This is a genomic window from Neisseria sp. P0004.S004 (genome assembly GCF_051963335.1).
GTDB lineage: Bacteria > Pseudomonadota > Gammaproteobacteria > Burkholderiales > Neisseriaceae > Neisseria.
The window spans coordinates 169151-188970 of the sequence record NZ_JBQCUK010000005.1 but is presented as its reverse complement, the minus strand read 5'-3'; the positions used below and the strand labels follow the sequence as shown (position 1 = coordinate 188970).

16 protein-coding genes are annotated in these 19820 nt (G+C 49.3%); 6 read left to right on the top strand and 10 right to left on the bottom strand.

Translation table 11 applies throughout. The features are described 5' to 3' along the window. Positions 1-11: 11 nt before the first annotated feature. Positions 12-3224 carry an efflux RND transporter permease subunit gene (locus tag ACTHRY_RS06245; protein ID WP_070503823.1) on the top strand — a complete coding sequence of 1071 codons (3213 nt, stop codon included), beginning with the start codon at positions 12-14 and terminating at the stop codon, positions 3222-3224. Positions 3225-3280: 56 nt separating this feature from the next. Then, positions 3281-4687 carry an efflux transporter outer membrane subunit gene (locus ACTHRY_RS06240; RefSeq protein ID WP_440374113.1) on the top strand — a complete coding sequence of 469 codons (1407 nt, stop codon included), beginning with the start codon at positions 3281-3283 and terminating at the stop codon, positions 4685-4687. Positions 4688-4760: 73 nt separating this feature from the next. Here the strand turns inward: ACTHRY_RS06240 and ACTHRY_RS06235 are convergent, their stop codons facing one another. Both ACTHRY_RS06235 and ACTHRY_RS06230 read right to left on the bottom strand, forming a co-directional pair. Beyond that, the gene (locus ACTHRY_RS06235) at positions 4761-6098 is read right to left on the bottom strand and encodes a GTPase/DUF3482 domain-containing protein (protein ID WP_440374112.1); all 1338 of its coding nucleotides are present in this window, start codon (positions 6096-6098) and stop codon (positions 4761-4763) included. Between the two features lie 573 nt (positions 6099-6671). Continuing rightward, the gene (locus tag ACTHRY_RS06230) at positions 6672-7133 is read right to left on the bottom strand and encodes an Lrp/AsnC ligand binding domain-containing protein (protein WP_083296572.1); all 462 of its coding nucleotides are present in this window, start codon (positions 7131-7133) and stop codon (positions 6672-6674) included. A gap of 206 nt (positions 7134-7339) precedes the next feature. Between ACTHRY_RS06230 and alr the strand changes: the two genes are divergently transcribed. Then, entirely contained in the window at positions 7340-8398 is a 1059-nt protein-coding gene (alr, locus tag ACTHRY_RS06225; RefSeq protein ID WP_314058648.1) for an alanine racemase, read from the top strand. Between the two features lie 59 nt (positions 8399-8457). Here alr and ACTHRY_RS06220 read toward each other — a convergent pair whose 3' ends face one another. Next, positions 8458-9201 carry a pseudouridine synthase gene (locus tag ACTHRY_RS06220; RefSeq protein ID WP_036493902.1) on the bottom strand — a complete coding sequence of 248 codons (744 nt, stop codon included), beginning with the start codon at positions 9199-9201 and terminating at the stop codon, positions 8458-8460. A 331-nt stretch (positions 9202-9532) separates the two neighbouring features. Between ACTHRY_RS06220 and ACTHRY_RS06215 the strand changes: the two genes are divergently transcribed. Together ACTHRY_RS06215 and ACTHRY_RS06210 are read left to right on the top strand one after the other, a co-directional pair. Beyond that, positions 9533-11614, top strand: a complete 2082-nt coding sequence (locus tag ACTHRY_RS06215) for a carbon starvation CstA family protein (RefSeq protein ID WP_049359263.1) — start codon at positions 9533-9535, stop codon at positions 11612-11614. Beyond that, positions 11604-11798, top strand: a complete 195-nt coding sequence (locus ACTHRY_RS06210; protein ID WP_003747442.1) for a YbdD/YjiX family protein — start codon at positions 11604-11606, stop codon at positions 11796-11798. Before ACTHRY_RS06215 ends, ACTHRY_RS06210 begins: the two co-directional genes overlap by 11 nt. A gap of 117 nt (positions 11799-11915) precedes the next feature. Here ACTHRY_RS06210 and ACTHRY_RS06205 read toward each other — a convergent pair whose 3' ends face one another. The 5 genes from ACTHRY_RS06205 to ppsA form a co-directional block, all read right to left on the bottom strand. Continuing rightward, a complete protein-coding gene (locus ACTHRY_RS06205; RefSeq protein ID WP_049347935.1) occupies positions 11916-12206 on the bottom strand; it encodes a chaperone modulator CbpM in 291 nt (96 codons plus the stop codon). 15 nt (positions 12207-12221) lie between these two features. Beyond that, on the bottom strand, positions 12222-13181 hold the full coding sequence (locus tag ACTHRY_RS06200) for a DnaJ C-terminal domain-containing protein (RefSeq protein ID WP_440374111.1): 960 nt from the start codon (positions 13179-13181) through the stop codon (positions 12222-12224). Between the two features lie 205 nt (positions 13182-13386). Next, on the bottom strand, positions 13387-13869 hold the full coding sequence (locus ACTHRY_RS06195; RefSeq protein WP_049347933.1) for a hypothetical protein: 483 nt from the start codon (positions 13867-13869) through the stop codon (positions 13387-13389). Positions 13870-14040: 171 nt separating this feature from the next. Continuing rightward, positions 14041-14745 carry a peptidoglycan DD-metalloendopeptidase family protein gene (locus tag ACTHRY_RS06190; protein WP_070822414.1) on the bottom strand — a complete coding sequence of 235 codons (705 nt, stop codon included), beginning with the start codon at positions 14743-14745 and terminating at the stop codon, positions 14041-14043. Positions 14746-15015: 270 nt separating this feature from the next. Then, a complete protein-coding gene (gene ppsA / locus ACTHRY_RS06185; RefSeq protein ID WP_049323053.1) occupies positions 15016-17400 on the bottom strand; it encodes a phosphoenolpyruvate synthase in 2385 nt (794 codons plus the stop codon). 415 nt (positions 17401-17815) lie between these two features. Here ppsA and ppsR point away from each other — a divergent pair, with 415 nt between their 5' ends. Further along, on the top strand, positions 17816-18637 hold the full coding sequence (gene ppsR / locus ACTHRY_RS06180; RefSeq protein ID WP_049323052.1) for a posphoenolpyruvate synthetase regulatory kinase/phosphorylase PpsR: 822 nt from the start codon (positions 17816-17818) through the stop codon (positions 18635-18637). Between the two features lie 56 nt (positions 18638-18693). Here ppsR and dcd read toward each other — a convergent pair whose 3' ends face one another. After that, positions 18694-19260: a dCTP deaminase gene (dcd, locus tag ACTHRY_RS06175; protein ID WP_003680541.1), complete on the bottom strand. Its 567-nt coding sequence runs from the start codon at positions 19258-19260 to the stop codon at positions 18694-18696. A 125-nt stretch (positions 19261-19385) separates the two neighbouring features. Further along, positions 19386-19817: an MORN repeat family protein gene (locus ACTHRY_RS06170; RefSeq protein ID WP_036491305.1), complete on the bottom strand. Its 432-nt coding sequence runs from the start codon at positions 19815-19817 to the stop codon at positions 19386-19388. Positions 19818-19820: the final 3 nt, after the last annotated feature.

Below are 19820 nucleotides of genomic sequence, written 5' to 3'. Positions count from 1 at the left end.
GGAACGCGTGAATGTCTAAGTTTTTTATTGACCGCCCCATCTTTGCATGGGTTATTGCGATTTTTATCATCGCAGCGGGTATTTTCGGTATTCAAAAACTGCCGATTTCCCAATATCCGTCCGTTGCTGCACCGACCATTACTTTGCGCGCTACTTATCCGGGCGCTTCTGCTCAGGTAATGGAAGACAGCGTACTGGCCGTTATCGAACGTAATATGTACGGTGTGGAAGGTTTGGACTATATGACGACTTCTGCCAATTCCAGCGGCAGCGGCAGCGTCAGTCTGACGTTTACACCGGAAACCAATGAAGATTTGGCGCAGGTAGACGTGCAGAACAAATTGTCGGAAGTGTTGTCCACATTGCCGTCTACCGTACAGCAATATGGTGTAACCGTATCTAAAGCGCGTTCCAACTTCTTGCAAGTGGTCATGCTTTCTTCTGAAAAGCAATCCATTGAGGAAATGAACGATTACGCCCAGCGCAATATCATTCCTGAACTGCAGCGTATCGACGGCGTAGGGCAGGTACAATTGTTTGGTGCGCAACGCGCCATGCGTATTTGGGTTGACCCGAAAAAACTGCAAAACTACAACCTGTCTTTTGCAACGGTAACCAACGCACTGGCTACTCAAAATATCCAAATTTCTGCAGGCTCTATCGGCTCTTTGCCGGCGGCTGCAGGTCAGACCATTTCAGCAACTGTGACGGCTCAAGGTCAGCTGAGCACTGCTGAAGAGTTTGGCAACATCATTTTGGTATCCAATACCGATGGTTCTAATGTCTATCTGAAAGACGTTGCCAAAGTCAGCTTGGGTATGCAGGACTATTCTACTTCCACACGTTTGAACGGCGTGAATACCACCGGTATGGCAGTGATGCTGTCCAACAGCGGTAACGCTTTGGCAACGGCGACTGCCGTGAAAGAAAAAATGGCAGTTTTGCAGAAGTATTTTCCAGACGGCATGAGCTGGAAAGTTCCTTACGATACTTCCAAATTTGTGGAAATTTCGATTGAGAAAGTGATCCATACGCTTTTGGAAGCCATCGTATTGGTATTCTTAGTGATGTATCTCTTCCTGCAAAACATCCGCTATACGCTGATTCCGACCATTGTTGTACCGATTTCCCTGTTGGGCGGTTTTGCCTTTATCTCATACATGGGTATGTCGATTAACGTATTGACCATGTTTGCGATGGTATTGGTGATCGGTATTGTGGTCGATGACGCGATTGTGGTCGTTGAAAACGTTGAGCGTATTATGGCGAGTGAAGGTCTGTCGCCTAAGGCTGCAACCAAAAAAGCGATGAGTCAGATTTCCGGCGCGGTGATCGGTATTACTGCCGTGTTGATGTCCGTATTTGTGCCGCTGGCAATGTTTAGCGGTGCAACCGGTAACATTTACAAACAGTTTGCCCTGACCATGGTGGCATCGATCGGCTTCTCCGCATTCCTTGCTTTGACGCTGACTCCGGCATTGTGTGCCACCATGCTCAAGCCGATTCAGAATGGTCATCACGAAGAGAAAAAAGGTTTCTTCGGTTGGTTTAACAAGAAATTCGACAACTGGACACACGGCTACGAAGGCTGGGTAGCCAAAGTCTTGCGCAAGACTTTGCGCATGATGGTTGTCTATATCGGTTTGACTGTTGTGGGCGTATTCCTGTTTATGCGTCTGCCGACTTCCTTCTTGCCGACTGAAGACCAAGGTAACTTGATGTTGAGCGTACAGCTGCCTGCCGGCGCGACCAAAGAGCGTACCGATGCAACTTTGGCTCAAATCACTCAACTGGCGAAATCTGTACCTGAGATCGAGAACATTGTTACCGTTTCCGGCTTTAGTTTTAGCGGTTCCGGCCAAAACATGGCTTTGGGCTTTGTCATTCTGAAAGACTGGAGCGAACGTACTGCTCCGGGCAGCGATGCGACTTCTATTTCCGGTAAGTTGACCGGCATGATGATGGCTACGCTGAAAGACGGTTTCGGTTTGGCGATTGTGCCTCCTGCCATTATGGAATTGGGTACAGGCTCCGGCTTGACGATTTACCTGCAAGACCGTAACAACAGCGGCCATGCTGCATTGTTGGCCAAGCGCAATGAGCTGATTGACAAAATGCGCAAAAGCGGTTTGTTTAACCCAAGTACCGTTCGTGCGAGCGGTTTGGAAGATGCGCCGCAGTTGAAAATCGACATCAATCGCTCTGCCGCAGCTGCACAAGGTATTTCGTTCTCTGACATCCGTACTGCTTTGGCTTCTTCTTTGGGTTCGTTTTATGTAAACGACTTCCCGAATCAAGGCCGTCTGCAACGCGTGATGGTACAAGCTGATGCGAGTGCCCGTATGCAGCCTGCCGATATTCTGAACTTGACCGTGCCGAATAAATCCGGTGTTGCCGTACCGCTTTCTACCATTGCTACTGTTTCTTGGGTAAACGGTATGGAACAAAGCGTCCGCTTCAATGGTTATCCTGCAATGGAGCTTTCCGGCTCGCCTGTTAATGGCGTGTCTTCCGGTCAAGCCATGGCTGCGGTACAGCAAATGGTTGATGAAATGGGCGGCGGTTACAGTTTGGAATGGGGCGGTCAGTCTCGTGAAGAGGCCAAAGGCAGCTCGCAAACAGTCATGTTGTACGCATTGGCCGCTGCCGCTGTATTCTTGGTATTGGCTGCTTTGTACGAAAGCTGGTCTATCCCGTTGGCGGTTATCCTTGTGATTCCGTTGGGCTTGATTGGCGCGGCATTGGGCGTGACCGGCCGCAACATGTTTGAAGCGCTGCTGGGCAGTATTCCGGCATACGCCAACGATATCTACTTCCAAGTCGGTTTCGTTACGGTGATGGGTTTGAGTGCGAAAAACGCGATTTTGATTATCGAATTTGCCAAAGACCTGCAAGCGCAAGGCAAGAGCGCGCTTGAAGCTGCGCTTGCCGCCGCACACCTGCGTTTCCGTCCGATTATCATGACCTCGTTCGCCTTCATCTTGGGCGTGGTACCGCTTTATGTTGCCAGCGGTGCCAGCTCCGCCAGCCAACGTGCGATTGGTACGACCGTGGTCTGGGGTATGTTGATCGGTACGATTCTGTCTGTGTTCCTTGTGCCTTTGTTCTATGTGGTTGTGCGCAAATTCTTTAAAGAAACCGCACACGAGCATGAGATGGCCGCCAAACACGCCGCTGAAGCCGGCATGATTGAAGACGGTAAACACGATTCAGACAAGTATTAAAGCAAAGGCCGTCTGAAAACTTTTCAGACGGCCTCAAAATGCTAAAGGATTCTAAAATGAAGAAGATTACATTCAAACCTGTACTGACCGCCGTTGCCGCCGCTGTGGCTTTGTCGGCCTGTACCATGATGCCGAAATATGAGCAGCCTCAAGTTGCCGTGGCCGATACGTTTAAATACGATACTGTTGACGACGGTATCCGTGCCGCTGAATTGGGTTGGCAAGATTACTTTGCCGATCCGCGCCTTCACCGTCTAATCGACATCGCATTGGAACGCAATACCGATTTGCGTACAGCCGCACTGAATGCGGAAATCTACCGCAAACAGTACATGATTGCGCGTAATAATTTGTTGCCAACCGTCAATGCCAGCGGTACAGGTTCGCGTCAAGGCAGCTTGAGCGGCGGCAGCGTCAGCAGCCAATACAGCGTGGGTTTGGGCGCAGCCTCTTATGAACTTGACCTTTTTGGCCGTGTCCGCAGCACCAGCGAAGCCGCGTTGCAAGGTTATTTCAATGTGGCTGCCAACCGCGATGCCGCACATCTGACCTTGATTTCTACCGTGGCCAAAGCCTACTTTAACGAGCGTTACGCCGAAGAAAGCATGGCATTGGCACAACGTGTGTTGCAAACCCGTGAAGCGACGTACAAGCTCTCGCAATTGCGCCATAAAGCCGGCGTGATTTCCGCCGTTGATTTGCGCCAACAGGAAGCGTTGATTGAATCGGCCAAAGCCGATTACGCCTCTGCGGTGAAAAACCGCGAGCAAGCGCGCAATTCTTTGGCCATGCTGATTAATCAACCTTTGCCTGAAGATTTGCCTGCCGCTCTGCCTTTGAGCAAACAGTTCAAAATCACCAAACTGCCTGCCGGTTTGAGTTCGGACGTATTGCTCAACCGCCCGGATATCCGCGCGGCCGAACACTCGCTCAAACAAGCCAATGCCAATATCGGCGCGGCACGTGCGGCCTTCTTCCCGCGCATCAGCCTGACCGGTTCGGTCGGTACGGCTTCCGGCGAGTTGAGCGGCCTGTTTAAGAGCGGTACAGGTGTTTGGGCGTTTGCACCATCCATCACGCTGCCTATCTTTGACTGGGGTACCAACAAAGCCAATCTTGACGTAGCCAAACTGCGCCAACAGGTACAAATCGTTGCTTATGAAGCCGCTGTTCAATCCGCATTTAAAGACGTTTCCAATGCTTTGGTTGCGCGTGAACAGTTGGATAAAAGCTATGAAGCGTTGAGCAAGCAAAGCCGTGCTTATAACGACAGCCTGCGCCTCGTCAGCCTGCGTTACAAACATGGTGTGTCCAGCGCATTGGATTTGCTGGATGCCGAACGCAGCAGTTACGGCGCAGAAACTGCTCTTTTAGCCAATCAGCTGACCCGTCTGGAAAACCTTGCCGACTTGTATAAAGCGCTTGGCGGCGGTTTGAAACGCGAAACCAAAGCTGCCGAATAAGTTTTGTCAGCTAAAATCAAAAGGCCGTCTGAAACATTTGGGTTTCAGACGGCCTTTTTGTTCAACAGCGATTTTAAACTTTTAATTTCTCGCTTAAAGAACCGACATAGGCTGCGCGTTCATTACGGCTGAGTTCGGGTTGGTGTGTGTTGAGTGAAGACCATTTGCGGTTGCTGCGTGCTTTGTTGAGTTCGCTTGGCAGTTTGGCCGCATTCCATGGCGCTTTGCGTTCGTTTAGCTCGATATGCGATTGTGCGGCATGGCCGCGCGTTTGCAAGACGTGCAACAAATCCAGCGCACGCGCAGCGAGCAGGGTAAGGGTTTCCGGATCGGTATGCAGGGTTTGTCGGCCGTTGATTTTGTCGGTGATGTCTTGGGCGTTGGGCAAAATGCCGCCCAACAGGCCGCCGATGGCCGTACCCAAACCAAGCGAACCGCCAAGCGTGGCAATGTCCAAGCCTAGGCCGATGAGTGCGCCTGCGGTTGCGCCGGTACCGGTACGGATGCCGTAATGTTTGAGCAATTCGCTGTCAAACGGATCTTGTTTGAAGGCTTTGGGCATCCATGTGCTGTCGCTGCCGACTTCGTCGTGATAGAAGCGGTAAAGTGTGAACAGGCGTTGTTGCATTTGCCGCTCAAGTTGGCGGATTTCCGATTGCATGACTTCCAAAGTCGGGGCAGGGTCGTCGTTTTCGGCAATTTCTTGGGTGAATGCGGCGGCATCCAGCAGAAAATCGGCAATTTCACGGCGCGCTTCCGTATCCAGCCGTTGCCACTCGCGACGGCGCATATTGATGAGGCGGTCGAGGATGTCGCGCTTAGGTAACATGGTGGCAAGGTTGTCCCACAATCGGATTTCGCCTTCAAAGTCGAACGCAACGGTATCGAAACCGGCGTAAACATGCAGGTTCCTGCGGGCGAGCATATTGGTCCAAGCAGTCAGGTCTTGATTTTGGGTGAAGTTGAACACGGGCATGATGGGCTTGGCGCACCAAGACAAAATGGTCAGCTCGTCTTTGTATTTGTTAAGGACGGGCTCCCGCGCATCGATGACATACATGGCCATGTCGCTTTGCATGACTTGGCGCAGCACTTTGGCTTCTTGGCTGAATTCGTGATGCGCTTCATGGTTGTTGAGGAATTGTTGGATGCGCTCGATGCCGTCATCGCGTGCGGATGTGTGGGTTTCCAACCAGTCCAACACGCCGCCGGCATCTTCGAGGCCGGGTGTGTCGTAGAGGTAAACCAAGCTGTCGTCGCCATCATTGATGAGGGCTTCTTCGACATGGCGTGTGGTCGAGGGCGCATTTTTTACTTCGCCGAAGGTGCTGTCGCGCAAAAGCGTGCGTAAGAGTGAGGTTTTGCCTGTGTTGGTATGGCCGACGACGGCAAGGGAAAGTGGGGTGGTCATGGTCGTGGGTTGGGACGGATATGGGCTATGAATGTGTGAGTATGGGGCTGTTTGCCTGTAGTGGCAATATATGTTTCAGACGGCTCTAAATTTCCTTTATATATGGGCGAAAATAGCCAGAAAAAGAGGGGAATAGCGGATTTGTTGTTTTTTGGCAAAATGCTTGAAAATAGGTAGGAAAACAGTTGACAGTCGGGTAGAAGGCTAGGATAATTCGCGCCGTTGAGTTGCTTGATGCAGCTTGATTTTTCTCCTCTATTTCTCCTTTGTAGACTTGGCGCATATCGAAACGGTATGCGCATTTTTTTATCTGCATTGAAACATGATTACATTTAAGTTCTGTAAATTGGATAATTAAGAAACTTTACAAGAAAAATACTTGCGCGGTTGAAGCTCTTGTTGCATAATTCGTTTCGTTAGCTGGTTCGAGTAGTCAGTTAATAGTTTCTCCTCTATTTCTCCTTTGTAGACTTGGCACACATTCTGTCGGATGTGTGCATTTTTTTGCCTATTTAAAACAAAGGCCGTCTGAATGTTGTAATCTTTCAGACGGCCTTTGTTGGTTGAATAGAATTAGATGTCTAATACTACTTCTTCTTTGACTTCTTCCATGACAACATAGCTGCGGCTTTCGGCTGCTGCCGGCAGTTGCAGCAGGATATTGCCGAGCATATCGCGATAGGCGGACATATCGGGTAGGCGGACTTTGATGAGGTAGTCGTATTCGCCGGAAACTAAGTGGCATTCCAAAATTTGCGGAATCTTCAGCACTTCGCGTTTGAAGTCTTCAAAAATATTGCCGGATTTGGAACGCAGTTTCAGTTCGACAAAGACTAAGAGGCTTTGACCTAAGGCATGTGGATTCAGATGGGCGTGATAGCCGGTGATGAGGTTGTCGCGTTCCAAGCGGCGGACGCGTTCGGTTACCGGCGTAGTGGAGAGGCCGACTTTTTCAGCCAATTCGGTCATGGGGATGCGTGCGTTTTGTTGCAGGAGCTTGAGAATTTTTAAGTCGGTTTTGTCGAGTTCTTTCATGGCTTTGATGCTTGTCGTTTTCAATTTGGATGACATCATAACCTTAAAACAGGCTCAGAAGAAGCATAAATCCTTAAAGGTAAGGCGGAAGGAAGATATTAATCTTGTGTATTTCATGGAATCCTGTATGGTTTTTGACCTATAATATTCGCTTCAAAGTAATAGGGCAGGCCGTCTGAAACGGATGCCGATAAGAGGAATACATTATGCGTCCGCTCAATGCGCAAATCCGTTTGGATAATTTACGTCAAAATTATCGTTTTCTCAAAGAGTTGCATGGCAATAAATTGTTGGCTGTGATTAAGGCCGATGCTTACGGGCATGGCGCGGTCAGATGTGCACATGCGTTGGCGGATATTGCCGACGGCTTTGCGGTGGCAACGGTAGATGAAGGCGTGGAATTACGTCAAAACGGCATTAAAAACCCGATTGTTTTGTTGGAAGGCGTGTTTGAGGCTGCAGAGTATGCGGATGTTGACCGTTATGATTTGTGGCCGGCAATCGGCAGTCAATGGCAGCTGGAGGCGTTTGCACATCATGAGTGGCAACGTCCGACAACCGTATGGCTGAAAATGGACTCTGGTATGCACCGTGCCGGTTTCTTTCCGCATAACTATGCTGCCGCCTATACGGCATTGAAACAATCCGAATCGGTTGAAAACATTGTGAAATTCAGCCATTTTGCCTGTGCGGACGAGCCGGAAAACGGTATGACCGAAATGCAGCTTGAAGCGTTTGATTTGGCCTGTGAGGGTTTGGAAGGCGAGGAGAGCCTGGCCAATTCCGCCGCGATTTTGAACGTGCCTGAAGCGCGCCGCGATTGGGGTCGTGCCGGTCTGGCCTTGTATGGCATTTCGCCTTTCGGCGGCGTGGATGAGCGTTTGAAACCTGTTATGCGCCTGACTTCCCGCGTTTTCGGCGAACGCGTGTTGCAGCCGCATTCTCCGATTGGTTACGGCGCAACGTTCTACACCAGCAAATCCACCCGTGTCGGTTTGATTGCCTGCGGCTATGCCGACGGTTATCCGCGTCGCGCTTCCACTAATTCTCCGGTTGCCATCGATGGCAAACGCAGCCGTATTATCGGCAGGGTGTCTATGGATATGATTACGGTCGAACTGGAAGCCTCGAAAGAGGGCTTGGGCGCGGAAGTAGAGCTTTGGGGCGATGTGATTAATATTAATGAAGTTGCCGAAGTTGCCGGTATGATTCCGTACGAAATCCTCTGTAATATTAAACGTGCGAAGTTTACTTATATCGAGTAGGCAGTCAAAGATCAGGCCGTCTGAAATGTGTTTTCAGACGGCCTTTTTGTTATCTGCAATTAAAACGATTCGTCAGCGCGTAAATAACGCCATTTGCCCGGCGGCAGTCTGCCGAGTTTGACTTTGCCCATGCGGATGCGTTTCAAGCCGACAACGCGCAGGCCGACCAGCTCGCACATACGGCGGATTTGGCGTTTTTTGCCTTGCCGCAAAATAAAGCGCAATTGGTCTTCGTTTTGCCATTCGACTTTGGCGGGTCGCAACTTTTCGCCGTCCAAACTCAAGCCGTGGTTGAGCAGGGCGAGGCCTTTGTCGTCCAGTTTGCCGCGGACGCGGACGAGGTATTCTTTTTCGCTGCTGCTGTTTTCGCCAATCAGCTGTTTGGCAATGCGGCCGTCCTGGGTGAGCACCAATAATCCGACAGAGTCGATGTCCAGGCGGCCGGCAGGAGCCAAACCGAATTTGTGCTTTTCACTGAAAGGGATACGGCTGTCGTCGCCTTCCCAATGGTTGTCGGCGGTAATGAGTTCGGCGGCGGATTTATAGCCTTTTTCTGCCTGAGCGCTGACGTAGCCGACAGGTTTGTTCAGCAGGATGGTCACACGCGCTGCTTGTTTTTCATGAGCTTGTTTGTTGAGGTCGATGCGGTCGCGCTCGGTGACTTTTTGACCGAGTACAGCGGTTTGGCCGTTGACTTTGACCCAGCCTTGCTCGATGTAGCTGTCTGCCTCGCGGCGCGAGCATAAGCCTAATTGTGCCATGCGTTTGGAGAGGCGCATGGTTTCGGAATCGTTGTTTTGCATGGTATGGCAATATAGAGAAATGGGAATGTCGGATTATAGCATTGACCGTTTGTCAGGCCGTCTGAAAACTGAATCTTTGGGTTTTCAGACGGCTTTTCGTTTGCTATATGTTAAGGAATATTTGGATTTGAAGTAAAAAATGAAGGGTATATTGTCTGTTTGTGTTAACCTTACGGGCGAACTAATCATTTTGTTTTTTGTCGAATTCGGGTTGAAATGACATTTCACTCATAAAATCTATGAAGACTAAAATGATTGGTCTTTCTAAAGCGCATGAAGGCAGTTTGTCACTAAAACAAGCTTTCGTGTATCACGTTTTAAGGATAAATCAATGAAATCGCTCAAATCATTTTTGATTTGGGGCATTGTGGTTTTGGTCGGCCTGGCCTCCTTTACCACTTTGGCCCTCAGTCGCGGCGAGCAGGTCAGTGCGATTTGGATGGTTACGGCCGCCATTTCAGTATACTGCATTGCCTACCGTTTCTACAGTCTTTACATTGCCAACCGTGTGATGCAGCTTGATCCTAACCGTCTGACTCCGGCAGAACGCCACAATGACGGCTTGGACTATGTGCCTACACATAAAGGCGTACTGTTCGGCCACCACTTTGCCGCGATTGCCGGCGCAGGTCCTTTGGTCGGTCCTGTATTGGCAGCGCAAATGGGTTATCTGCCCGGTACTTTGTGGATTATCTTCGGCGTGGTGTTTGCCGGTGCCGTACAGGATATGATGGTCTTGTTCGTCTCCATGCGCCGTGACGGTAAGTCTTTGGGCGATATCGTGAAACAAGAACTCGGTACCGTTCCCGGCGTGATTGCATCCATCGGTATTTTGATGATTATGGTCATCATTATGGCGGTGTTGGCGCTGATTGTGGTGAAAGCATTGGTTCACAGCCCTTGGGGTACGTTCACCATTGCCGCAACCATGCCGATTGCCCTGTTTATGGGTATCTACACCCGTTATATCCGTCCGGGCAAAATCGGCGAGATTTCCATCGTCGGCTTTATTTTGCTGATGTTGGCCGTGATTTACGGTGAAGATGTTGCCCGCAGCTCCTTCGGCCATTGGTTCGACCTTGACGGCATTCAGCTGACTTGGGCGATTATGATTTACGGTTTCGTGGCTTCCGTATTGCCGGTTTGGCTCTTGCTGACTCCGCGCGACTATCTGTCTACCTTCCTGAAAATCGGTACGATTGCAGCTTTGGCCTTGGGTATCGTTATTGTTAACCCAACCCTGCAAATGCCTGCGGTTACCCACTTTATCGATGGTTCAGGCCCGGTATTCTCCGGTGCATTGTTCCCATTCTTGTTCATTACCATTGCTTGTGGTGCGGTTTCAGGCTTCCATGCGCTGATTTCTTCCGGTACTACGCCAAAAATGGTGGAAAACGAAACCCACGTCCGCATGATCGGTTACGGCGGCATGATTATGGAAAGCTTTGTGGCCATTATGGCGCTGGCTGCCGCCGCTTCGCTTGATCCAGGCGTGTATTTCGCGATGAATAGCCCGGCTGCACTGATTGGTACAGATGCCAACACTGCTGCCGAAGTCATCACCACCAAACTGAATTTCTCTGTTGATGCCGCAACCTTGTTGCACACTGCTAAAGAAGTGGGCGAAAACACCATTCTGTCTCGTGCAGGCGGCGCGCCAACCCTCGCAGTCGGTATGGCGCACATCATGAGCCGTCTGATTCCGGGCGAAGCCATGATGGCGTTCTGGTATCACTTTGCCTTGCTGTTTGAAGCCTTGTTCATCTTGACCGCGGTTGACGCCGGTACGCGCGTTGCTCGTTTCATGATCCAAGACTTGGGCAGTATCTTCTACAAACCATTCGGTAACACCGACTCTATCCCTGCCAACCTGGTTGCCACATTCTTTGCCGTGGCATTGTGGGGTTACTTCCTCTATACCGGCGTAACCGACCCTCTGGGCGGCATCAACTCGCTCTGGCCTCTGTTCGGTATCGCCAACCAAATGCTGGCAGGCGTAGCGTTGATTATGTGTACCGTTGTCTTGGTGAAAATGAAACGCGACCACTATGTATGGGTAACCTTGGTTCCTGCTGTCGGCGTATTGTTCGTAACCTGCTATGCCGGTTTGCAAAAACTGTTCCACAGCGACCCGCGCGTCAGCTTCTTGGCGCACGCAGGCAAATACCGCGATGCCTTGGCTTCAGGCGAAGTCCTTGCCCCGGCTAAAGACATTGGCGAAATGTCACAAATCATCTTCAACGACCAAATCAATGCCGGCCTGACTGCTTTGTTCTTGGCTGTTGTCGTGATTGTCGCCGTGTACGGTTTGCGTACCGCCATGAAAGCCCGCAAAGTCGGCTGGCCAACTGCTAAAGAAATTCCGGCAGTGTACCGCGACGGCAAACAACCGGAGGCTCAGAGTGAAGCATAAGCTCGCATCTTGGTGGAAAACCATCAAGCTGACAGCAAACTTGATGGCCGGTGTCCCGGATTATGAAAACTACGTTGCCCGCCAGCGCAAACATAATCCCAATGCGCCGGTCATGACCGAGCTGCAATTCCAAGACTACTGCCGCAAACGCCGTTGCGGCGGCAACGGCGGACGCTGTTGTTAATGAAGGCATAAAAAGGCCGTCTGAAAATACTTTCAGACGGCCTTTTATTATGGAATATCAATAAACATCAAAGATTTTGTCTTGCCATCAATATTTAAGCGAACAACTTGCCAATATTTACTCATCTTCGAGCAGTACCAGCGGACGCTGTATTTTTCTGAGTTCTTCCACCTCGTCCAACAGCCGCATAATCAGTCCCAATGCGGGAATGCCGGCTTCAAAATCACGGCTTAAGCGTTGTGCGCGACGGATGCGGGCAAGATGAAAACCACTGAAGGTGCTTTTTTCGGGCGCACCATCGATGCTGATGATGTCTTCTGCTATAAGTTCCAACAGCCAATCGCGACGGCAGCGGCTGGCGGCAACAATTTCTTCAAAAGTAAGGGTAACATCGGAGGATTGAATCATAATTTATCCTTTCTCTTATGCTTGTTTCGCGGCAAAGTGTTCAGCCAATTTTTCCCATGCGGCACGGTCGGCTTCGCTCTCTACTGGCGGAACATTAATGCGGATATTGAGATAAAGGTCTCCGGCTTCTTTTGCAGGAATACCTTTGCCTTTAAGGCGGATGCTTTTACCGCTTTGGCTGTTGGCAGGCAGATTGACCTGTAAGCGGCCTGATGCGGTAGGGACGATGATTTTGCCGCCCAATACGGCTTCCCAAGGTTTGACATCTATTGTTTGATATACGTCTTTCCTGTTTTTGACGTATAAATCAGGTTGGTCGTGGAATTTGATTTTTAAGTACAAGTCACCGTTTTCACCGCCGTTATATCCCGGCAAACCTTGGCCGGCCAAACGGATTTGTTGGCCTTCTGCAATGCCTTTGGGGATTTTGACGTTGAGGGTTTTATTTTGATAAACCGCACGTCCGTATTCGTCTAGAGTCGGCACATTCAAAGTCATGCTACGTTCTGCGCCAACATACGCTGCATAAATATCAATACTCAATTCAGCATGTTGATCCTCGCCTTTTATTGGGCCGCGGGGTTGCTCGGAACGAGTGTGGGATTGGCGGAATGATGAAAACAGATCTTCAAAATTGAAATCTCCCGCTCCGAACGGCTCGCCTTCATGACGTTCATAGCGGAAGCCGCCGCCGTTAAATCCATTGCCAAACGGATTGCTGCCTTGACCGAACGGATTGCCTCCGGCGCTGCGTCCGTAAGGATTAGCCAACATTTCATCGTATTCGGCCCGCTTTTCTTTGTCGGAAAGCGTTTCGTAGGCACGGTTGATTTCTACCGTACGTTCGGCTGCGTCAGGTTCTTTGCTGACATCGGGGTGGTATTTGCGCACCAGTTTTCGGTAGGCTTTTTTCATTTCAGCCTCATCCGCATCTTTGGCAACGCCCAGTATTTCATAATAGTTTTTTTCTGCCATGTTATTCCTTTGACTGCTCATATACAAAATTCTTATAGTTTTAATAATTGAGGGTGGATATTCTAAAATCAAGGGCGTTGGAAATAAAATTCTCTATTTTTGACAATGATTAATGGATAATTTATTTCTTTGTTTCTAGAGAAATAGAAAATATAAAGGCCGTCTGAAATACGGTTTTTCAGACGGCCTTTATCAAGTTGGGGTTTTATTTGTCTTGAGCGTTTTTTTGTTCGCTAACAATCCATTGGGCAATATCTGAACCCAAGACTTTAGAAGTGCGATTTAAGACGGCGCAAGAGCTTTTATAAACACCGAGCATGCCGCCGGAAGAATTGCGGGTAAAGGTTTTTTTATTGACTTCTTCGCCATCAACATACAAAGTGGCAACGGCTGTAATACTTTTGGCGTGGCCGACAAAGGCTACGCCTGCGCTCATGGCGGAAGTAATGGAGATATCTGCGTATGTGCCTTGTTTTTTACCGTCACGGACAATAGTTACATCACTTTTGGCTGCAGTTTCTTGCAAAGATTTGGACATGACGTTGCCAATTTGTAAACACTCGGAAACGATACGGGTATCGATTTCTTCTGCATGACGGTAAGGGATGCTTTCATCAATATGGACATCTGCGCTGGCAAATGCAGAAGCAAACAAGAATGCGGTTGCAAGGATGCGGTTAGGAGACATAGTAGGATACCTGAAATTAAATGTTAAAAAGAGTTGTTATTGTATAACGGCGTTTACACTCAATCAACATAAGTTAAATAGGAAAAGATTTTGTTGAAATGGCTGTTATAGCAAGATAATCAAAAGGCCGTCTGAAATACTGTTATTTCAGACGGCCTTTTGATTGGGACATTAATTTGTTCTGGTCAAATAAGGCAGGGGATCGACTGCTTTGCCGTTTAGACGAACTTCAAAATGAAGCTTGACGCTGTCTGTATCGCTGCTGCCCATGGTGGCGATAACTTGGCCGGCTTGGACTTTTTGATCTTTTTGTACTAAAAGCGTTTCGTTGTGGGCGTAGGCGGTAATGGTGTAGTCGTTGTGGCTGATCAAAATCAGCTTGCCGTAGCCGCGGACTTCTTCGCCAACGTAGATGACGGTACCGGCTGCGGCAGAACGGATTTGTTGGCCTTGTGTGCCTGCAATATCTATGCCTTTGCTGGTTGTGCCGTTGTAGCGTTGGATAATGGAGGATGAGGCGTTATCGGTCGGCCATTGCAAGCTTAACCGGTTGATCGGGGTAACGGCGGTTGCTTGGCGTTGCTGCGTAGCAGTATTGCGGGAGGCAACATGACGGCGGACGCGCAATACTTGACCGACTTCGATTTGTGAGGCGTTGGGAAGATTATTCCATGCAACCAGTGTATTGACGTTTTGTCCGTAGCGTTTGGCGATTTGGGTCAGGGTATCGCCGGGACGGACTTTGTAGTAGCCGTCGGGTACGGCGCGGTTGGAAGAGGTATTGTTGCCGGCGCAGGCTGCTAAGACGGCAATGGTGCTGATGAGTGCCAGACGTTTCAAGGCCGTCTGAAAGGTGGAAATAAAGGTTGTATTCATGGGTTGTTTCTAAATGTATCGTTATACTGTATATGATAGATAGGAAGAGTGAAAAAAGGTTCACTCAAAAGGCATGGGATAAAATGCGGAAAGGCAATATAGTACCATTGAGAATTTGTAGATATGGTTGAATATTTCTATATCTTTTTGATGAAAAGGGACTTTTTTGAAAAGGTAAAAGAACGTGAAAGTTCTTTCAGACGGCATTGAATAAGGCAATAAAAATCCCCTGCCGAGATAAACGGGCAGGGGATTTTTGTCTCATCGAACTTATTTGTTCAATTCGTTAGCCAGATACAGCCAAGTTTCAATTACGGTATCAGGGTTGAGCGATACGCTTTCGATACCTTCTTGAACCAGCCATTTGGCAAAGTCCGGATGGTCTGACGGGCCTTGACCGCAAATACCGACGTATTTGTTTTGTTTGCGGCAGGCAGAGATTGCCAAGTGCAACATCACTTTAACGGCAGGATTGCGTTCGTCGAAGGAATCGGATACCAAACCGCTGTCACGGTCGAGGCCGAGGGTCAGCTGGGTCATGTCGTTAGAGCCGATGGAGAAGCCGTCGAAGTATTGTAGGAATTGTTCTGCCAATACAGCGTTGCTTGGCAACTCGCACATCATGATCAGGCGCAGGCCGTTTTTGCCGCGTTCTAAACCGTTTTCTTTCAGGGCTTTAACAACAGCTTCTGCTTCACCCAAAGTACGAACGAATGGGATCATGATTTCGACGTTGGTCAAACCCATTTCATCGCGAACGCGTTTCAAGGCTTTGCACTCGAGTGCGAAGCAGTCTTTGAAGTTATCGGCTACATAACGCGCCGCGCCGCGGAAGCCCAACATTGGGTTTTCTTCGTGCGGTTCGTAAATGCTGCCGCCCACCAAGTTGGCGTATTCGTTGGATTTGAAGTCAGACATGCGGACGATGGTTTTGCGTGGATAAACCGAAGCAGCCAAGGTTGCCACGCCTTCTGCGATTTTATCGACATAGAAGTCGACAGGGGAGGCGTAGCCGGCGATACGGCGGGTAATTTCCGCTTTCAATTCGTCGTCTTGTTTGTCAAATTCCAACAAGGCTTTCGGGTGGATACCGATTTGACGGTTGATGATGAATTCCATACGTGCCAAGCCGATGCCTTCGCTAGGCAGGTTGGCGAAGCTGAATGCCAATTCAGGGTTGCCAACGTTCATCATTACTTTTACAGGCGCTTTAGGCATGTTGTCCAAAGCAACATCGGTAATTTGTACGTCCAGCAGGCCAGAGTAGATGAAGCCGGTATCGCCTTCGGCACAAGATACGGTAACTTCTTGGCCGTCTGAAAGCAGATCGGTTGCGTCGCCGCAGCCGACCACGGCCGGAATACCCAATTCACGCGCGATAATCGCTGCGTGGCAGGTACGGCCGCCGCGGTTGGTCACGATGGCGGAAGCACGTTTCATCACCGGTTCCCAATCCGGGTCGGTCATGTCGGTAACGAGTACGTCGCCTGCTTCAACGGAATCCATCTCGGAGGCATCTTTCACCAGGCGTACTTTGCCTTGGCCGACTTTTTGACCGATGGCACGGCCTTCGCACAAGACAACTTTTTCGCCGTTGATGGAGAAGCGGCGCAGGTTGCGGCTGCTGTCTTCTTGGGATTTTACAGTCTCAGGACGGGCTTGCAAGATGTAGAGTTTGCCGTCCAAACCGTCGCGGCCCCATTCGATGTCCATTGGGCGGCCGTAGTGTTTTTCGATGGTCAGCGCGTAATGGGCCAACTCGGTAACTTCGGCGTCGGTAATGGAGAAGCGTTGACGGTCTTCTTCAGGTACATCGATGTTGGTTACAGATTTACCGGCTTCGGCTTTGTCGGTAAAGATCATTTTGATTTGTTTCGAACCCATGGTTTTGCGCAGGATAGCCGGTTTGCCTGCTTTCAAAGTAGGTTTGAATACATAGAATTCGTCAGGGTTGACCGCACCTTGTACGACGTTTTCGCCCAGGCCGTAAGAAGAGGTAACGAAAACGACTTGGTCGTAACCGGACTCGGTATCGATGGTGAACATCACACCGGACGCGCCGCTGTCGGAGCGCACCATGCGTTGTACGCCTGCGGAAAGGGCAACGATGTCGTGTTCGAAGCCTTTGTGGACACGGTAAGAAATGGCACGGTCGTTGTACAGGGAAGCGAATACATGGCGCATGGCTTCTTTAACGTTTTCCAAGCCATTGATGTTCAAGAAGGTTTCTTGTTGGCCAGCGAAAGAAGCGTCCGGCAAGTCTTCTGCTGTTGCGGAAGAACGTACGGCAACGGAAATGTCCGCACCGCCGGCATCGGCAACCATTTTGTTCCAAGCTGTTTCGATTTCAGCATCCAGCTGCTCAGGGAACGGAGTATCCAAAATCCATTGACGGATTTCTTTACCCACGCGCGCCAACTCGGCAACGTCTTCAACATCCAGTTGTTTCAGGGCTTCGGAAATACGCTCGCTCAGACCATTGTGAGCCAGGAAAGCGCGATAGGCTTCGGCAGTGGTCGCAAAACCACCGGGAACGCGTACGCCTTTTTCAGTCAGTTGGCTGATCATTTCGCCCAAAGAGGCATTTTTACCGCCCACTCGCTCAACGTCAGTCATACGCAGGTTTTCAAACCAAATAACGTAGTTTTCGGCCATTTGTGTGTCCAATCCAATCCAAAAATGTTAAAAAAGAAACAAATCCGCCTGCTTATTGTAGCCATTCGTTTGATGGCTGTCATGTGTTTTATCTTTTTTAAAATCACAAATTCGTCTGTGATACTGTGCTTTTCAAGCGTGTAGTCTGCTGAAATGTGAATATCAGATTCATGTTTTTGTGAGTTATCCTATTGTTAAATATGGAAAACAAAATAAGTTAATAAATTTGATAAATAAGATTTATTTTGCAATTTTAGAACAAAATTCTACAAAAAATTAAAAAATGAAATTTTGTGCCAATTTAAAATTTGTTCAAATTTGTTGTAATCCTGTGTAATCTGTCGAGGTCGCTTTATTGCAAAGGCTGTAACTGCTATGATTGCCGTCTGAAACGTTACCCTCAAGAGGATTCATTATGACTGATCCACGCCAAGTCTTCTATATTTCCGACCGAACCGGCCTGACCGCTGAAAATATCGGTGAAGCCTTGCTGAACCAATTTGGCAATGTTGAGTTCAAACGCCATACCTATCCGTTTATCGATACGCCTGAAAAAGCGCGTGCTGTTGTAGACAAAGTCAACCAGTCCGCCGAAAAATTCGGCGTGCGCCCGATTGCTTTTGTCAGTGTGGTCAATGACGAAATCCGTGAAATCATCAAGAAAGCCAATGCGTTCCATATTAATTTCTTTGAAACCTTTCTCGGTCTTTTGGAAAAGGAACTCAATACGGAGGCGGTTGCCGCCCAGCAGGGGCACCACAGTATCGGCAATACCCAACGCTATGATGCGCGTATGGAGGCGGTCAATTTTTCACTGAATCATGATGACGGTGTCAGTGATAAGAATTTGAAAGAAGCCGATGTGATTTTGATGGGGGTTTCCCGTTCCGGCAAAACGCCGACCTGTCTCTATCTGGCCTTGCAATACGGTATCCGTGCCGCCAACTATCCGCTGATTCCCGATGATTTGGAATCGACCGATTTGCCGCGTATGGTCAAGCCTTATAAAGACAAGCTGTTTGGTTTGACCATTCAGCCTGAACGCTTGCAGGCAATCCGTCAGGAACGCCGCCCTAATTCGACTTATGCCAAAATCGATACTTGCCGCAGTGAGATTGCCGATGCGCAAAATATGTTTAAACGCCACGGTATTCCGTTTACCAATACTACGGACAAATCTGTGGAAGAACTTGCTGTGCATATCTTGCAGGCTTGCAAGCTGAAACGCCGTTTTTAACTGAAATGATAAAAGGCCGTCTGAAAGTTTCAGACGGCCTTTTTTTGTTTGGCGCATTAGGTTTTGGGCAGGGTAACACCGGTTTGTCCCATGTATTTGCCGTTGCGGTCTTTGTATGAAGTTTCGCAGACTTCATCGCTTTCAAAAAACAAGACTTGGGCCACGCCTTCGCCTGCGTAGATTTTTGCCGGTAGCGGCGTGGTGTTGGAAAACTCAAGCGTAACGTAGCCTTCCCACTCCGGCTCGAACGGGGTAACGTTGACGATGATGCCGCAGCGTGCGTAGGTGGACTTGCCCAAGCAGACGGTCAGGACGTTGCGCGGGATGCGGAAATATTCGACTGTGCGCGCCAGGGCAAAGGAGTTGGGCGGAATGATGCAGCAGTCGTCTTCGACGGTTACGAAGTTTTTCGGGTCGAAATTTTTCGGGTCGACGATGGTGCTGTTGATATTGGTGAAGATTTTGAATTCATTGGCGCAACGGATGTCGTAGCCGTAGCTGGACGTGCCGTAGGAAATGATGCGCTGACCGTTGGCCTCTTTGATTTGGTTGGGCTCAAACGGCTCAATCATGCCGTGTTCTTCGGCCATGCGGCGTATCCATTTGTCGGATTTAATGCTCATGGTGGTTGTCCTGGGGTAAGGGTTGTTTGGGAATTCTTTGAAATCAACACGACAGCCTTTAGACAGGCTTGTCAATTGATGTTTCAGACGGCCTAAAAGCTGGATAAGGCCGTCTGAAAGGCTGTTTATTTGGTTTTGGAAGCAGATTTCTTAGCCAGTTTGACTTCTTTAATCATACCGTCTTCGCATTTCATGATGAAGACGGGTGTGCCGTTTTGGGAAGCGGTAAAGTTTCCGTGCGCCCTGCCTTTTTTGAACACGCCCTCCAGCGTCATATTGCGTAATTTGGCGCTGTTGGAGGAGAAAGGTTCGATAAAGGTTTCGCTGTTGCCGGAGACGGTATATACGCCTTTGCCGTCAAATTTGCCGTTTTTAAAGGCGCCGACATAGCTGCGGCCGTCCTGGCATTTCCATGTGCCTTTACCGGATGGTTTGCCGTCTTTGCCGACATCGCCATCGTAAACGCAACCTTTTTCCTGATAAGGATTGATGGTTTCAGCAATGGCAGGCGTACCCAGCATGAAGGCGACGGGAAGTAGGGCGAGGTATTTCATCATGAT

What these genes read in the sequence shown, in the direction of transcription:
- ACTHRY_RS06170 (WP_036491305.1), bottom strand. Translation starts at nt 19,817, where the DNA reads ATGATGAAATACCTCGCCCTACTTCCCGTCGCCTTCATGCTGGGTACG.
- ACTHRY_RS06220 (WP_036493902.1), bottom strand. Translation starts at nt 9,201, where the DNA reads ATGCAAAACAACGATTCCGAAACCATGCGCCTCTCCAAACGCATGGCA.
- ppsA (WP_049323053.1), bottom strand. Translation starts at nt 17,400, where the DNA reads ATGGCCGAAAACTACGTTATTTGGTTTGAAAACCTGCGTATGACTGAC.
- alr (WP_314058648.1), top strand. Translation starts at nt 7,340, where the DNA reads ATGCGTCCGCTCAATGCGCAAATCCGTTTGGATAATTTACGTCAAAAT.
- dcd (WP_003680541.1), bottom strand. Translation starts at nt 19,260, where the DNA reads ATGAGCATTAAATCCGACAAATGGATACGCCGCATGGCCGAAGAACAC.
- ACTHRY_RS06235 (WP_440374112.1), bottom strand. Translation starts at nt 6,098, where the DNA reads ATGACCACCCCACTTTCCCTTGCCGTCGTCGGCCATACCAACACAGGC.
- ACTHRY_RS06205 (WP_049347935.1), bottom strand. Translation starts at nt 12,206, where the DNA reads ATGATTCAATCCTCCGATGTTACCCTTACTTTTGAAGAAATTGTTGCC.
- ACTHRY_RS06240 (WP_440374113.1), top strand. Translation starts at nt 3,281, where the DNA reads ATGAAGAAGATTACATTCAAACCTGTACTGACCGCCGTTGCCGCCGCT.
- ACTHRY_RS06215 (WP_049359263.1), top strand. Translation starts at nt 9,533, where the DNA reads ATGAAATCGCTCAAATCATTTTTGATTTGGGGCATTGTGGTTTTGGTC.
- ACTHRY_RS06195 (WP_049347933.1), bottom strand. Translation starts at nt 13,869, where the DNA reads ATGTCTCCTAACCGCATCCTTGCAACCGCATTCTTGTTTGCTTCTGCA.
- ACTHRY_RS06230 (WP_083296572.1), bottom strand. Translation starts at nt 7,133, where the DNA reads ATGAAAGAACTCGACAAAACCGACTTAAAAATTCTCAAGCTCCTGCAA.
- ACTHRY_RS06190 (WP_070822414.1), bottom strand. Translation starts at nt 14,745, where the DNA reads ATGAATACAACCTTTATTTCCACCTTTCAGACGGCCTTGAAACGTCTG.
- ACTHRY_RS06245 (WP_070503823.1), top strand. Translation starts at nt 12, where the DNA reads ATGTCTAAGTTTTTTATTGACCGCCCCATCTTTGCATGGGTTATTGCG.
- ppsR (WP_049323052.1), top strand. Translation starts at nt 17,816, where the DNA reads ATGACTGATCCACGCCAAGTCTTCTATATTTCCGACCGAACCGGCCTG.
- ACTHRY_RS06200 (WP_440374111.1), bottom strand. Translation starts at nt 13,181, where the DNA reads ATGGCAGAAAAAAACTATTATGAAATACTGGGCGTTGCCAAAGATGCG.